The 12378-nt window shown below is 69.5% G+C and carries 14 protein-coding genes; 5 read left to right on the plus strand and 9 right to left on the minus strand.

From position 1 onward, the window contains the following. Positions 1 to 33 precede the first annotated feature (33 nt). Positions 34 to 450, minus strand: coding sequence for a DoxX family protein (locus ASF87_RS07720; protein ID WP_056375373.1), 417 nt, complete (start codon positions 448 to 450; stop codon positions 34 to 36). Positions 451 to 493: 43 nt separating this feature from the next. Next, the gene (locus ASF87_RS07725) at positions 494 to 1240 is read right to left on the minus strand and encodes a ribonuclease H family protein (RefSeq protein WP_056375374.1); all 747 of its coding nucleotides are present in this window, start codon (positions 1238 to 1240) and stop codon (positions 494 to 496) included. Between the two features lie 84 nt (positions 1241 to 1324). On the opposite strand from ASF87_RS07725, the gene ASF87_RS07730 reads away from it, so the two are divergent. Further along, entirely contained in the window at positions 1325 to 2377 is a 1053-nt protein-coding gene (locus ASF87_RS07730; RefSeq protein ID WP_056375375.1) for a mechanosensitive ion channel family protein, read from the plus strand. Positions 2378 to 2395: 18 nt separating this feature from the next. Here ASF87_RS07730 and ASF87_RS07735 read toward each other — a convergent pair whose 3' ends face one another. The 4 genes from ASF87_RS07735 to ASF87_RS07750 form a co-directional block, all read right to left on the minus strand. Then, positions 2396 to 2629 carry a hypothetical protein gene (locus ASF87_RS07735; RefSeq protein ID WP_056375376.1) on the minus strand — a complete coding sequence of 78 codons (234 nt, stop codon included), beginning with the start codon at positions 2627 to 2629 and terminating at the stop codon, positions 2396 to 2398. Positions 2630 to 2729: 100 nt separating this feature from the next. Further along, entirely contained in the window at positions 2730 to 3059 is a 330-nt protein-coding gene (locus tag ASF87_RS07740) for a hypothetical protein (protein WP_042538227.1), read from the minus strand. A 69-nt stretch (positions 3060 to 3128) separates the two neighbouring features. Then, positions 3129 to 3434, minus strand: coding sequence for a protealysin inhibitor emfourin (locus ASF87_RS07745; RefSeq protein ID WP_042538225.1), 306 nt, complete (start codon positions 3432 to 3434; stop codon positions 3129 to 3131). Further along, positions 3409 to 4473 carry a M4 family metallopeptidase gene (locus ASF87_RS07750; protein WP_056375377.1) on the minus strand — a complete coding sequence of 355 codons (1065 nt, stop codon included), beginning with the start codon at positions 4471 to 4473 and terminating at the stop codon, positions 3409 to 3411. Before ASF87_RS07750 ends, ASF87_RS07745 begins: the two co-directional genes overlap by 26 nt. A gap of 246 nt (positions 4474 to 4719) precedes the next feature. Between ASF87_RS07750 and ASF87_RS07755 the strand changes: the two genes are divergently transcribed. The 3 genes from ASF87_RS07755 to ASF87_RS07765 all read left to right on the plus strand — a co-directional run bounded on the left by ASF87_RS07755 (position 4720) and on the right by ASF87_RS07765 (position 8974). Beyond that, on the plus strand, positions 4720 to 5943 hold the full coding sequence (locus tag ASF87_RS07755; protein WP_056375378.1) for a hypothetical protein: 1224 nt from the start codon (positions 4720 to 4722) through the stop codon (positions 5941 to 5943). Positions 5944 to 6017: 74 nt separating this feature from the next. Then, complete coding sequence (locus ASF87_RS07760; RefSeq protein ID WP_056375379.1) at positions 6018 to 7223, plus strand: hypothetical protein; 1206 nt, start codon at positions 6018 to 6020, stop codon at positions 7221 to 7223. A gap of 230 nt (positions 7224 to 7453) precedes the next feature. Continuing rightward, positions 7454 to 8974 (plus strand): SDR family NAD(P)-dependent oxidoreductase, encoded by a 1521-nt coding sequence (locus tag ASF87_RS07765; RefSeq protein ID WP_056375380.1) that lies wholly within the window; start codon positions 7454 to 7456, stop codon positions 8972 to 8974. 127 nt (positions 8975 to 9101) lie between these two features. Here the strand turns inward: ASF87_RS07765 and ASF87_RS07770 are convergent, their stop codons facing one another. Continuing rightward, positions 9102 to 9440, minus strand: a complete 339-nt coding sequence (locus ASF87_RS07770; RefSeq protein WP_056375381.1) for a winged helix-turn-helix transcriptional regulator — start codon at positions 9438 to 9440, stop codon at positions 9102 to 9104. Positions 9441 to 9518: 78 nt separating this feature from the next. Here ASF87_RS07770 and ASF87_RS07775 point away from each other — a divergent pair, with 78 nt between their 5' ends. After that, positions 9519 to 10175, plus strand: coding sequence for an FMN-dependent NADH-azoreductase (locus tag ASF87_RS07775; RefSeq protein ID WP_056375382.1), 657 nt, complete (start codon positions 9519 to 9521; stop codon positions 10173 to 10175). Between the two features lie 398 nt (positions 10176 to 10573). Here ASF87_RS07775 and ASF87_RS07780 read toward each other — a convergent pair whose 3' ends face one another. Together ASF87_RS07780 and ASF87_RS07785 are read right to left on the minus strand one after the other, a co-directional pair. Next, a complete protein-coding gene (locus tag ASF87_RS07780; RefSeq protein ID WP_056376408.1) occupies positions 10574 to 11656 on the minus strand; it encodes a sensor histidine kinase in 1083 nt (360 codons plus the stop codon). Between the two features lie 28 nt (positions 11657 to 11684). Then, positions 11685 to 12356 carry a response regulator transcription factor gene (locus ASF87_RS07785; RefSeq protein ID WP_056375383.1) on the minus strand — a complete coding sequence of 224 codons (672 nt, stop codon included), beginning with the start codon at positions 12354 to 12356 and terminating at the stop codon, positions 11685 to 11687. Positions 12357 to 12378 lie beyond the last annotated feature (22 nt).

Here is a 12378-nt window from a genome sequence, read left to right on the forward strand (position 1 = left end):
ATGCTGAATTGTGAACGAGCAGCGGCGACGAGGTCAGAGTGCGGCCGTGCGATCGGCGCGGCGCGGGGTGCGCGTCGACCAGATCGCGAGGGCGATGAGCACGGGCTGGAAGAACAGCCGCACGAAGCGCTTCATGTCGGTGTCGAGGCCGAAGGCGTCGCGGTGCTCGACCCACTGCGCGATGTTGCCGGGGAAGACGGCGACGAAGAACAGCGCGGTGATCACGCCGACCAGCCCCCGACGCTTGCGTGCGACGAGCAGGGCCGCACCCAGACCGACCTCGACGACGCCCGAGGCGAGCACCGTCACGTCCGGATCGAGCGGCACCCAGTCCGGCACCTGCGCCTGGAACTCGTCTCGCGCGAAGGTCAGATGCGAGACGCCGGCGAAGAGGAGGAAGGAGCCGAGGAAGATCCGACCGACGGTACGCGCGACACTCTTCTTGGGCATGGTGCGAGTGTACGCGGGCTGTGCGGCGGAAGCCCCGCGCGCCTCAGATCAGGCGGCGGAGCGCCTCTTCGAGCGAGATGCCCTGCGCCTCAGCGCTGTCTCGCAGGCGGGCGTGCTCATCGGACGAAAGCGCCAACTGCACCACGATCGGGTCGTCGACGGGGGCATCGAGGCCGTCGAGCAGATCGGATGCCTCGGCCCACAGCGGCTCGGCGATCGCCGTCTGCGCGCTCGTGGTGGCAGCAGTCGAGACAGGAGGGGAAGCGGATGCCGGAGCGGCCGCGGCGATCGGTGCGGATGCCGCGACGGCGGCCCCGGCATCCGTCGCCATGGTGAATCCGGGCCCGCGGCGCGGCTCCTGCTTCGCCTGGTAGGCCTTGGCTGCGGCGTTCGCGCGCTCGTCCGCCGCCTCGTTCAACGGGTGACCGGCATGACCCTTGACCCACGAGAATTCGACGTCGCGCCCGCGGATGGCCTCGTCGATGCCTTCGAGCAGATCGCGGTTGAGCACCGGCCCGCCGTCCGACTTGCGCCAGCCCTTGCGCTTCCAGCCCGGCATCCACTTGGTCACCGAGTCGATCACGTAGCGGCTGTCGCACTCGATCATCAGCTTCTCGGAGATGCCTGCGGTCGCCTGCAGCAGCTCGAGCACGGCCCGCAGCTCGCCCTGGTTGTTCGTCCCGTGCGGCGAACCGCCCGCGGCCCAGTTGGCGTCGTCGATGTACCAGGCCCAGCCGTTGGGGCCGGGGTTGCCCAGGGCGGAGCCGTCTGCGGCGGCGGTGATCGTCATCCCTCAACCGTAGCCGCGCGCGGCGACACCGCACGCTGGCCGGCGTCTTTCGCGTGCTGCCCGGCCGCGGCATAGTGTGGAGTGATGCCTTCCGACTTCACCTGGAATTCCTGGATCGGCAGCGCGGTGGCGATCGGCACCGCGATCGTCGTCGCCGCAGCCGCACTCGCGCTGCTCGCTCTGGTCGCCAACCTGATCAGCCGGCGGGTGCCGTGGGTGCGTGATCTCGCCCGTCGGGTGCGCAACGCGATGATCGTGGCCGCGGCAGTGGTCGCGATCTGGATCGCCGCGTCCGTCACCGAACCCGCGGAGCAGTCCTGGTGGCCATCGGTGTCGAGGATCTTCTTGATCGCCACCATCCTGACCGGGTCGTGGCTTCTCGCCGCATCGGTCTCGTTCGGCTTCGAGAGGCTCATCGACCGTGAAGAGGCCGTGCTCGTCGGTCCGGAGGCGCGCCGTCGGCGCACGCAGCTGCTCGTCATCCACCGCCTCGTGCTGGTCACGATCGCCGTGCTCGCATTGGGCACCGTGCTGTTCACGTTCCCCGAGATGCGTGCAGTCGGCACGAGCCTTCTCGCCTCCGCCGGAATCGTCAGCATCATCGCGGGCCTTGCCGCGCAGTCGATCCTCGGCAACCTCATCGCAGGCGTGCAGGTCGCGTTCACCGATGCGATCAAGGTCGGCGATGTCGTGGTCATCCAGGGCGAGTGGGGGCGGGTCGGTGAGATCAATCTCTCGTACGTGGTCATCTACGTCTGGGATGAGCGGCGACTCGTCGTCCCGTGCAGTTACTTCACGACCACGCCGATCGAGACCTGGACCAGGAAGTCCGACAAGATCCTCGGAACGGTCTATCTGGATCTCGACTGGCGGGTGCCGATGGACGAGCTGCGCCAGGAGTTCCAGCGCATCGTCGAAGCGTCGCCGGCGTGGGACGGGCGGTCGTGGGACGCGGCCGTCACGGATGCCCAGGGTGGTTTCGTCACCGTGCGCCTGGTGATGTCGGCCAAGGACTCGGGCGATCAGTGGACGCTGCGCTGCGAGGTGCGGGAGAAGATCATCGGCTGGCTGCAGCGAGAGCACCCCGACGCGCTTCCGCGAACACGGGTCGACCTGGCCCCGCAGCTCACGGACTGAGGCGCAGCGAGGCCGACGTCAGTCCTCGGGTTCGGGTTCGCCGTTCTCGGTCGAGGACGACTCGGGCGCGGGCGGCGCGACGGGGAACGCGACCGAACTGACCGACACACCGGGACCGAGTCCCAGGCCGATCGACAGCGGGTCGACGGCCGGCACCTCGTCGAGCACCTCAGACTCGGTGCGTTCGAGCGGCTCGGAGGGCAGAGTCCACTGGTTCTCTTCTTCGTCGGTGCGCTGCTGGAAAAGTCCCATGGGTCCCATTCTCGACCTGTCCCGCGGCAGGGAGACCGGATTCACACCGGATTGGTCGGTTCAGACGGTCGCTTCGGACGGTCGGTGCAGACGGATGCCGTCAACCGACGCGACGGAACGTGAAGTACCCCGCGACATGGCCGTGGTTGACGACGCCGGTGCCGGTGCTCAGCATGCGCGCCGAGGTCGTCGCGCCGGATTCGACGAACGTGTAGCCGGTGTGCTCGAGACGCCACCCGATGCGCTCGACCTCGCTGAGGAAGTAGCCGACGTGGTCGTCGCTCACGAAGTCGTTCTCCGCGGAACCCCATGACGAGGGCTGGCCGGTCAGTCGGCTGACCTCGGCCTGCAGGTGCAGCAGCGCATCGCCGCGGTCGTAGGCGTCGCGTGACAGCTGCAGCAGGCGCGTGGCCTCTTCGCTCGTCGGCATGATGTCCCCTCTTGTCGTCATTCCTCAGCGATGGTGGTTCGTCGCGGTCGCCTCGCTCGGTGCGGCGCGTCAGGCGGATGCCTCACGGACGGCGTCGACGAGTTCTCGCCACGGGCCGTCCAGCGCGGAGTCGGGAAGCTCCCGCTCGCGCTCCTCTGACGGCGTGCGCACTCTGATCAGCCAGACGAAGCGGTCTGCGCCCGAATCGGTGTCGCTGTCGGCATCCCACGGGCAGCTGTCCACCATCGCGATCCAGTGGTGCGTCTCGGCGGGATCGGGTTCGACCTGCCATTTGCGACGGATGCCGGCGATGCCGCCCGTGCGCACCACCGCGATGACGACCTGCGGGTCAGTCGGTGCGGGGGACTCGCTCATCTTCATAGACTCCCACGGTCGCCCACGCACGTCGAGCGGCTGCGGCCGTGGCGTCGTCGATGGCGGATGCCGCGGCGACGGTCGCGTCGGCGAACTCGGTGAAGCTCGCGGTGCTCGACAACCCGCCGGTGAGCGCGCGATACCAGACGGTTCCTGCGGTCTCCCACGCGTTGCCGCCGAGGTCGATCGCGAAGAGGGCGAAGGCGCGATTGGGGATGCCGGAGTTGATGTGCACGCCGCCGTTGTCTTCGGTCGTGCGGACGAAACCGCTCATGTGCGCCGGCTGCGGATCTTTGCCGAGCTCGTCGTCGTCGTAGGCGGTGCCCGGCTCGATCATGGAGCGCAGTGCGCTGCCCTGCACGGCATCCGTGAAGATCTCGGCACCGATGAGCCAGGTCGCATCCGCTGCACTCTGCCCCAGGAGGTGCTGCTCGGTGAGAGCGCCGAACACGTCGGCGATCGACTCGTTGAGCGCACCAGGCTGCCCCTGGTACTCCAGGTTGGCGGTGTACTGCACGACGCCGTGCGCGAGCTCGTGACCGATGACGGTGGTCGACGAGGTGAAGCCGACGAAGACCTCGCCGTCGCCGTCGCCGAACACCATGCGCTCGCCGTCCCAGAAGGCGTTGTCGTAGTCGATGCCGTAGTGCACGGTCGCATCGAGCGGCGCGCCGGCGTCGTTGAGCGAGTTGCGGCCGAAGGCGGAGAGCAGCATCTCGAACGTGGCCCCGAGGCCGTCGAACGCCTCGTTGACGGACGTGTCGGCGACCGGCTCGTCGTCTTCACTGCGCACGATCGCACCGGGGAGGGTCTGCGTGTTGCCCGCGTCGCTGATCGTGCGGTTGGGGGCATCGGAAAGCTGGGCGACGAGGTCGCCGTTCTCGTCGATCGAGAGGTCGAGGCGTGCACGGAACGGCGGTCTGCCCGCCGTGAGCGTCTGCCGCGCGGCGGCGGCGGCGCGAGGGTAGCGGCCCGACTCGGCGAGGCGCGCGAGCAGGTAGGACGGGACGACTCCTGGGGTTTCGGTGTGGCTGCTCATGTTCAGACCCTACGCCGGGGGTCCGACGTTCCGGCAAGGGCCGGCGCGCGTCGGACGTGGACGAAGCGCGTACGCCCGTCACGGTGAAAAGCGCCCAGAAGTCCCAGTTCTCCGCATCCAGACGGCGCACACGCCCACGGACTCCCCCATGCACGCGGACTTCGCCGTGTCGTCCGACCTGCCCGAACTCCCACGCACATCGCCTCGATTTGAGATTGAGAATCGTTCTCAATAGTGTGGAGTCTCGTGACCCCCTCTCCCCGCGCCGGCCGCACACTCGTTCTCGCTTCGCTGCTCGCCGCCGGTCTGACCGTGACCTCGTGCGCAGCATCCGATGCTCCTGCACCCGCCTCAAGCGCGGCGGTCGCGCCGAACGACGGGGTCGACGGCGGGGGAGCCGCCGAGGTCGCATCGCCGGCGCTCGCACTCGTCATCGCCGACGCCGACGGCGAGCTCACCCTGCTCGACCTCGAGACCGCAGAACGCTCGACGCTCGCGGATGCGGATGCGGATGCGGATGCGGATGCCGTGCTCGGCGTCGGCCGTTTCGCCCACCTGATCCATGTCGACGGAGACGGCACCCGTGTCGACATCATCGACTCGGGCCGGTGGACGGTGCCGCACGGCGACCACACGCACTCTTTCCTCGGCGATGCCGGCATCACCGGGTCGATCGACGGAACCGGCCCCGCCGACATCCGGGTCGGCGACACCGCCACCGCCGTCCGCTTCGGCAGAGAGGTCGCTCTCGTCGATCACGAGAAGCTCGCCGACATCGAGGACGCCCCACGCGTCACTCTCCCCGTCGATCCGACCGGCCCCGTCGTCCCGTTCTCGGGACACCTCCTCGCGGCCGCAGGCGAGATGATCCACATCGTCGACACCGAGGGCACCGCGACCGGCGTCGGCGCGCCCTGCACGAGCTCGACCGATGCCGACCTCACCCGCGTGGGCGCCGTCTTCGCCTGCGACGCCGGAGCGGTGCTCGTCACCCGACAGGTCGGGGGAGCGCTCGCCGCTGAGCTCATCGCGTATCCGGCGGGATCCGCGCCGGCCTCCGACCTCGCCGGACGCGCCGACCGCCCCGACCTCGCGGGCATCGCCGCCGACCAGGGCGCCTGGTTGCTCGACGTCAGAGCCCGAGAATGGATGCTGCTCGCCACAGACACCCCGCTGCTCCGTGCCGCGGCGATCGGCGACGACGAGAGTCGCACGGTCGCGATCGCGACCGACGGCACCGTGCGCGTGCTCGCTCCGGACGGCACCGAGCTCGCCAGAACAGAGCCGCTCCTCGCGGCATCCGCCTCCGACCCCTCCCTGCGCGATCGGGTGCAGCTCCTGGTCGACGCCCGCCATGCCTATGTCTCCGACCCGGCGACCGGAGTCGTGTTCGAGATCGACCACGCCGACGGTGCCGTGACCCGCACCCTCGACGGCCTCGATCCCCATCAGATCCAGCTCGTCGGCTGAGCCGCACCCGAACTCATCGACGGCATCCGTCGTCACGCGCATCCTGCGCACCCACCCAGAAGAAGGAGAACCCCATGCATCGACCTGCCCGCAGCCGCCTCGCGGCCGGCGCGATCGCCGCGCTCGCCGTGGTCGCGCTCGCCGGATGCGCGACCGCAGCGCCATCCGCGTCCGGAGAACCCGAATCCTCATCGGCGCACGAGGGCGACACGAGGGTCGCCGTCGCCTACGACGGCGGCATCGTCGTGCTCGACGGCGAGACCCTCGAGACCGTCGACTCCGCCGAGCTCGACGGATTCCTGCGCGTCAATCCGGCCGGCGACCATGACGGACACGTCTTCGTCACCGCGGCCGACGGCTTCCACGTGCTCGACACCGGTCTCGCATCCGACACCGTCGAGTTCACGGGCGAGGTGTTCGATGCCGTCACCCCCGGCCACGCCACCCCGCACGCCGGGCGCACCGCGCTGTTCGACGACGGCACCGGAGACGTGACCCTCTTCGACACCGATGCCGTCGGCACCGGAAACCTGCCGGAGTCGCAGACCGTCGAGTCGGAAGCAGCCCACCACGGCGTCGCGATCGAGCTGTCGGACGGCACGCTGCTGTCGACCATCGGCACGTCGGAGTCGCGCAGCGGCGTGCGTCTGCTCGCCGACGACGGCTCGGAGCTCGCTCGCAACGAGCAGTGCCCCGGGGTGCACGGCGAGGGCGCCCTGAAGGGCGAGACCATTGTGTTCGGCTGCGAAGACGGCGTGCTCGTGTTCGCAGACGCAGCCTTCACGAAGCTCGACGCCCCCGACTCGTTCGGCCGCTCGGGCAACGCCTACGTGACCGACACGAGCGCGATCGCAGCGCTCGACTACAAGTCGGACCCCGATCAGGAGGGCTACCTGCTCTCGCAGCTCGCGCTCGTCGACACCGATGCGCAGACCCTGTCGGTCGTCGCCCTGCCCGAGGGAGTCGAGTACACCTGGCGCGGCGTCGGCCGTGACGGCCACGACAACATCATCGTGCTCGCATCCGACGGCACGCTCAACGTGCTCGACGAGGCCGGCGCTCTCGTCGATTCGTGGGATGTCATCGAGCCGTGGGAGAGCCCCGAAGAGTGGCAGCAGCCGCACCCGGGCCTGCGCGTCGTCGGGGACATCGCGTACGTGACGGAGCCTGCGGACAACCGCATCCTCGCCGTCGACCTGCACACCGGCGAGATCTCGGCCGAGGCGACGCTCGACGTCGTGCCCGGCGAGTTCGTGGTGGTCGGCGCCGCCGGACACTGACGAGGATTCAGCGGATGCTGAGGGGCGGGACGGTGCTTTCGGCCCCGCCCCTCAGCAGTGAGGCGTTCACAATTCAGCACAGACAGCGATTCGGGAAGCCGTCTTTCCCGCTGTTTCGGCCCGCCTCTCGTCGACGACGCCGATTCTTGCTGAGTTGTGAACGCCGACCGGCGGTCTGCGGTCCGGCCTTCCCAGGAAAGCACCGCGCGATCTCGCGTAAAATCGGCACAATGACCGATGCCTCCTCCGACGCTGCACCCGACCTCGGACCCGGCATCGACCCCGAAGATCTGGCCACCACGCTGCGGGTCCTGTCCGAGCTGCACCAGATCGACAACGAGCACCCCGACTTCGTCGCGGTCCGTCATGCGACCGCGGCGATGTTCAAGGCCGTCAAGCGCGTGCGTCGCAAAGAGATCCGCGATGCGATCGCCGACGCCGACAGGGCCGTCGTCGCCCGCACCGCCACCGGAGCGCCCGACCGCATCGACGACGAGACCCGCGGTCACGACCTCGCGACCAGCGTCGTCGACGCTCCGATCGCGGGCGAGCTGCTGAAACCCCGCAACTGCTACATCTGCAAGCAGCCGTACACGGTGGTCGACGCGTTCTATCACCAGCTCTGCCCCGACTGTGCGCGCTTCAGCCACGGCAAGCGCAACGCCCGCACCGACCTCACCGGCAAGCGGGCGCTGCTCACCGGCGGCCGCGCCAAGATCGGCATGCACATCGCGCTGCGGCTGCTGCGCGACGGCGCCCACACGACGATCACGACGCGCTTCCCGCGCGATGCGGTTCGCCGATTCTCGGCGCTCCCCGACTCGGGCGACTGGCTGCATCGCCTGCGCGTGGTCGGCATCGACCTGCGCGACCCCGCCCAGGTGATCGGTCTCGCCGACTCGGTCGCCGCTCAAGGCCCGCTCGACATCCTGATCAACAACGCCGCGCAGACCGTGCGTCGCTCACCCGGCTCCTACTCACTGCTGGCGGATGCCGAGCTGCAGCCGCTTCCCGACGGTCCGCTGCCCGAGATGGAGACCTTCGGGCACACCGTCGACCCGCATCCGCAGGCGCTGCAGGCCTCGGTCGACTCGCACCCGCTGCTGTCGGTCGCGGCCCTCGGCGGAACCGTCGCCGAGCAGGGCGGCCAGGCGCTGACGGCTGAAGACCTCGCACGCCTCGCGATGGCCCCCGGTTCGTCGTCGCTCGAGAAGCACGCCGACGGCACGGCGATCGACGCCGGCGGCCTCGTGCCCGACGTGAACACCTCGAACAGCTGGGTGCAGTCGATCGACCAGGTCGATCCGCTCGAGATGCTCGAGGTGCAGCTCGCCAACACGACCGCGCCGTTCCTGCTGATCAGTCGTCTGCGCGCCTCGATGGCCGCCTCGCCGTCGAACCGCAAGTACGTGGTCAACGTCTCGGCCATGGAGGGGCAGTTCTCGCGCCGCTACAAGGGCCCCGGACACCCGCACACGAACATGGCGAAGGCCGCTCTCAACATGCTCACCCGCACGAGCGCCGGCGAGATGCTCGAGACCGACGGCATCCTGATGACCGCCGTCGACACCGGCTGGATCACCGATGAGCGCCCGCACTACACGAAGGTGCGTCTGGCCGAAGAGGGCTTCCACGCCCCGCTCGACCTCGTCGACGGAGCTGCCCGCGTGTACGACCCGATCGTGCGCGGCGAGGCAGGCGAAGACATCCACGGCGTCTTCCTGAAGGACTACGAGCCCAGCCCCTGGTGAGTTCAGCGACCATGTCCGCGGTCGTCGGGTTGAGGACTCCCCGGATGTCTGTCTGAACGGATCTTCCCGGTCGGCCGGGCGCGCATCGGTCAGCCAGGCGGGGCGGGAGCCGGCCGCAGGGGCGGCGTCAGCGTGCGCGGATCTCGAGGTTCGCGGACGCCCAGGTGCCCAACTGGTCGAGGATCGGCAGGAGTCCGCGGCCGCTGTCGGTCAGCGAGTACGAGACTGTGACTGGCGGGCCCGCGTCGACCGCGCGGGCGACGAGTCCTGCATCGGCGAGTTCGGCGAGACGGTCGGAGAGCACGGTGTCACTGATGCCCGAGACTGCGCGGCGCAATGAGACGAAGGTGGAAGAGCCCCCGCCGAGCGACGAGACGATCATGCCGTTCCAGCGCTTGCCGAGCACGCTGAAGGCCAGTGTGACGGCGGCGTCGCATACGTGACGCTCTTCGTCGATCTCGGCCATGGCCCCATCATACCTGTGCTACGTTAACGCGAGTCGCTAAGAAAAACAGAGCGACTACGCAAACGAAAGGCACCCTCCATGTCCCTGTTCCGCCTCGACGCCAGCATCCTTCCTGCGTCGTCCGCCAGCCGTTCGCTCGCCGACCTCGTCGAGGCCGAGTGGACTGCATCCCACCCCGACTCCACCGTGACCCGCCGCGACCTCGCCGCCGACCCCGTGCCCGCGACGGCATGGGCGGATGCCGTGACCGGCGGCTTCGTCGACGAGGCGCAGCGCACCGATGCCCAGCGTGCGGCCCGCGCCCTCGCCACGACCTTCGCCGACGAGCTGATCGCCGCTGACGCGCTGCTGTTCGCCGTGCCGCTCTACAACTACGGCGTCTCGCAGCACTTCAAGACCTGGTTCGACCTGGCCTACACCGATCCGCGCATCGACCCCCAGGGCACTGCGCTCCGCGGCAAGCCCGCGACCCTCGTCACGGTGCTCGGCGGCAACTACGCCCCCGGAACCCCCAAGGAGGGCTGGGACCACTCCACCGGATGGCTGCGCCGCGTGCTCGAGGACGTCTGGGGTCTCGACCTGCGCATCGTCGAGCGGCCCTTCACTCTCGTGGGCGTGAACCCGGCACTCGACGCCTTCGCCGACACCGCCCGCGAGCTCAAGGAGAACGCCGAGCAGTCGGCGCGCACCTACGGCCGCGAGCTCGCTGCACTCCGGGGCGAGCAGGTCGCCTGACCCGGCATCCGGAGGGCCCCGTCCCATCGGGGCGGCCCCGCCCCAGCGGCGGCCCATCTGCAGGATCACAGCACGGATGCGGGGCTGAACGACGTTTCTGGTCCTGCATCCGTGCTTCGGTCCTGCAGACGGCATCCGACCTTGACCGTCGGCGGTCGGCCGACCTTCGGGGTGGGCCACTTTCGGAGTGCCCCGATCAGCGGCGGCCCGTCTGCAGGATCACAGCACGGATGCAGGGCTGAACGACGTTTCTGGTCCTGCATCCGTGCTTCGGTCCTGCAGACGGCATCGAGCCCGGACCGCCGGCGGTCGGCCTCAGTCCTGGACGTCCGGCATGCGGCTTCAGCCCCGGACCGGCGGCGCCCCGGCTTCAGATGCCCGGTTTCAGACGGAGACAGTCAGGCGAGGGGCCCGGGGAACGGATGCGGCAGCCACACCGTCACGTTCAGCCCGCCCCCCTGGCGAGCGGTGAGCACGAGCGACCCCTCGTGCGCCTGAGCGATGCGCTGCACGATCGCGAGGCCCAGGCCGACGCCCCCGTGATCGTCGCTGCGGGTGCGGTCGGCACCGCGTTGGAAGGGCTCGGCGAGCGTCGCCACGAGATGGGCAGGCAGCACGTCACCGGTGTTCTCGACCACGAGCGCGACGGCATGCGGCAGGGTGTGCGTCCGGACGACGACGGTGCCGTCGACGGGGCGATTGTGAACGATCGCGTTGTGCACGAGGTTGGTGATCAGCTGCTGGAGCAGGGCGGGGGACCCGAGCACGTTCGCCGTGTCGCCGCCGACGTCGATCGTCACGCCGCGGCGCTCGGCGAGCGGAAGCAGCGTCTCAGCCGATTCCTCGGCCAGCAACGAGAGGTCGATCGGCTCGCGCGTGAACGTGCGGCGCTCGGCGCGGCTGAGCATCAGCAGCGCTTCGGTCAACTCGATCGCCCGTGCGTTGACCTCGTGCAGCCGGTCGATCAGCGCGTCGACGTCGCGGTCGGGGTCGTTGCGGGCGACCTCGAGCATGGTCTGCGAGATCGCGAGCGGGGTGCGCAGCTCGTGCGAGGCGTTCGCCGCGAATCGCTGCTGCTCGGCGAGGTGCGCCTCCAGCTGCTCGAGCATCGAGTCGAAAACGTCGGCGAGGTCGCGGAACTCGTCGCGCGGCCCTTCGAGGGCCACCCGGTGTGACAGCGACCCCTGTGCCGCGAGCTGCGCCGCGCGGCCGATGCGGTCGAGGGGAGCCAGCATCCGACCGGCGATGATCCAGCCGCCGCCCAGCCCGATCGCGAGCAGCACGAGCATCATCGCGACCGCCGCGGGGATGAAGGCGCGGATGAGGTCTGAGCGGTTCGGCACGAACATATCGAGATCGGTGGGAATGTTCACGTCGGGCACGTACCGCAGCAGGTAGAGGGCGACGGCCGCGAGCAGCCCGATGCCCGACACCACGACGACGCCCGCATAGCTCAACGTGAGCTTCCAGCGGGCGCTCATGCCGCGGCGCCTCGGTGTGCGGACCTGGTCAGCCATCGGCATCCGTCCCGATGCGATAGCCGACGCCCGGCACCGTGAGGATCAGCCAGGGCTCACCCAGTCTCTTGCGCAGCGACGAGACGGTGATGCGCACCGCGTTGGTGAACGGGTCGGCGTTCTCATCCCACGCTCGTTCGAGCAGCTGCTCGGCGCTGACGACTCCGCCGGCCGCGTCGATGAGCACCTCGAGCACGGCGAACTGCTTGCGCGTGAGGGCGACGTACTTGCCGTCGCGGAAGACCTCGCGGCGGAACGGGTCGAGCCGCAGCCCCGCGATCTCGAGCACGGGCGGCCGCACACGCTGGCGCCGACGGTCGAGCGCACGCAGCCGCAGCACGAGCTCGCGCAGCTCGAAGGGCTTGGTGAGGTAGTCGTCGGCGCCGATCTCGAAACCTGTCTGCTTGTCGTCGAGGCGGTCGGCCGCGGTGAGCATGAGGATCGGGATGCCGCTGCCCGACGCCACGATCGAGCGGGCGACGTCATCGCCCGAGGGGCCGGGGATGTCGCGGTCGAGCACGGCGAGGTCGTAGGAGTTGATGCTGAGCAGCTCGAGCGCCGTGTCTCCGTCGCCGGCGATGTCGGCGGCGATCGCCTCGAGCCGCAGTCCGTCGCGCACGGCCTCTGCGAGGTAGGGCTCGTCCTCGACGATCAGCACCCTCACGACACAGCTCCCATGTGCTCAG

Origin of the sequence: Microbacterium sp. Leaf161 (assembly GCF_001423645.1) — a bacterium.
Classification (GTDB): domain Bacteria; phylum Actinomycetota; class Actinomycetes; order Actinomycetales; family Microbacteriaceae; genus Microbacterium; species Microbacterium forte.

Coding starts and splice junctions, on each gene's coding strand:
- ASF87_RS07720 (WP_056375373.1), bottom strand. CDS start 450: ATGCCCAAGAAGAGTGTCGCGCGTACCGTCGGTCGGATCTTCCTCGGC.
- ASF87_RS07725 (WP_056375374.1), bottom strand. CDS start 1,240: ATGACGATCACCGCCGCCGCAGACGGCTCCGCCCTGGGCAACCCCGGC.
- ASF87_RS07730 (WP_056375375.1), top strand. CDS start 1,325: ATGCCTTCCGACTTCACCTGGAATTCCTGGATCGGCAGCGCGGTGGCG.
- ASF87_RS07735 (WP_056375376.1), bottom strand. CDS start 2,629: ATGGGACTTTTCCAGCAGCGCACCGACGAAGAAGAGAACCAGTGGACT.
- ASF87_RS07740 (WP_042538227.1), bottom strand. CDS start 3,059: ATGCCGACGAGCGAAGAGGCCACGCGCCTGCTGCAGCTGTCACGCGAC.
- ASF87_RS07745 (WP_042538225.1), bottom strand. CDS start 3,434: ATGAGCGAGTCCCCCGCACCGACTGACCCGCAGGTCGTCATCGCGGTG.
- ASF87_RS07750 (WP_056375377.1), bottom strand. CDS start 4,473: ATGAGCAGCCACACCGAAACCCCAGGAGTCGTCCCGTCCTACCTGCTC.
- ASF87_RS07760 (WP_056375379.1), top strand. CDS start 6,018: ATGCATCGACCTGCCCGCAGCCGCCTCGCGGCCGGCGCGATCGCCGCG.
- ASF87_RS07765 (WP_056375380.1), top strand. CDS start 7,454: ATGACCGATGCCTCCTCCGACGCTGCACCCGACCTCGGACCCGGCATC.
- ASF87_RS07770 (WP_056375381.1), bottom strand. CDS start 9,440: ATGGCCGAGATCGACGAAGAGCGTCACGTATGCGACGCCGCCGTCACA.
- ASF87_RS07775 (WP_056375382.1), top strand. CDS start 9,519: ATGTCCCTGTTCCGCCTCGACGCCAGCATCCTTCCTGCGTCGTCCGCC.
- ASF87_RS07780 (WP_056376408.1), bottom strand. CDS start 11,656: ATGAGCGCCCGCTGGAAGCTCACGTTGAGCTATGCGGGCGTCGTCGTG.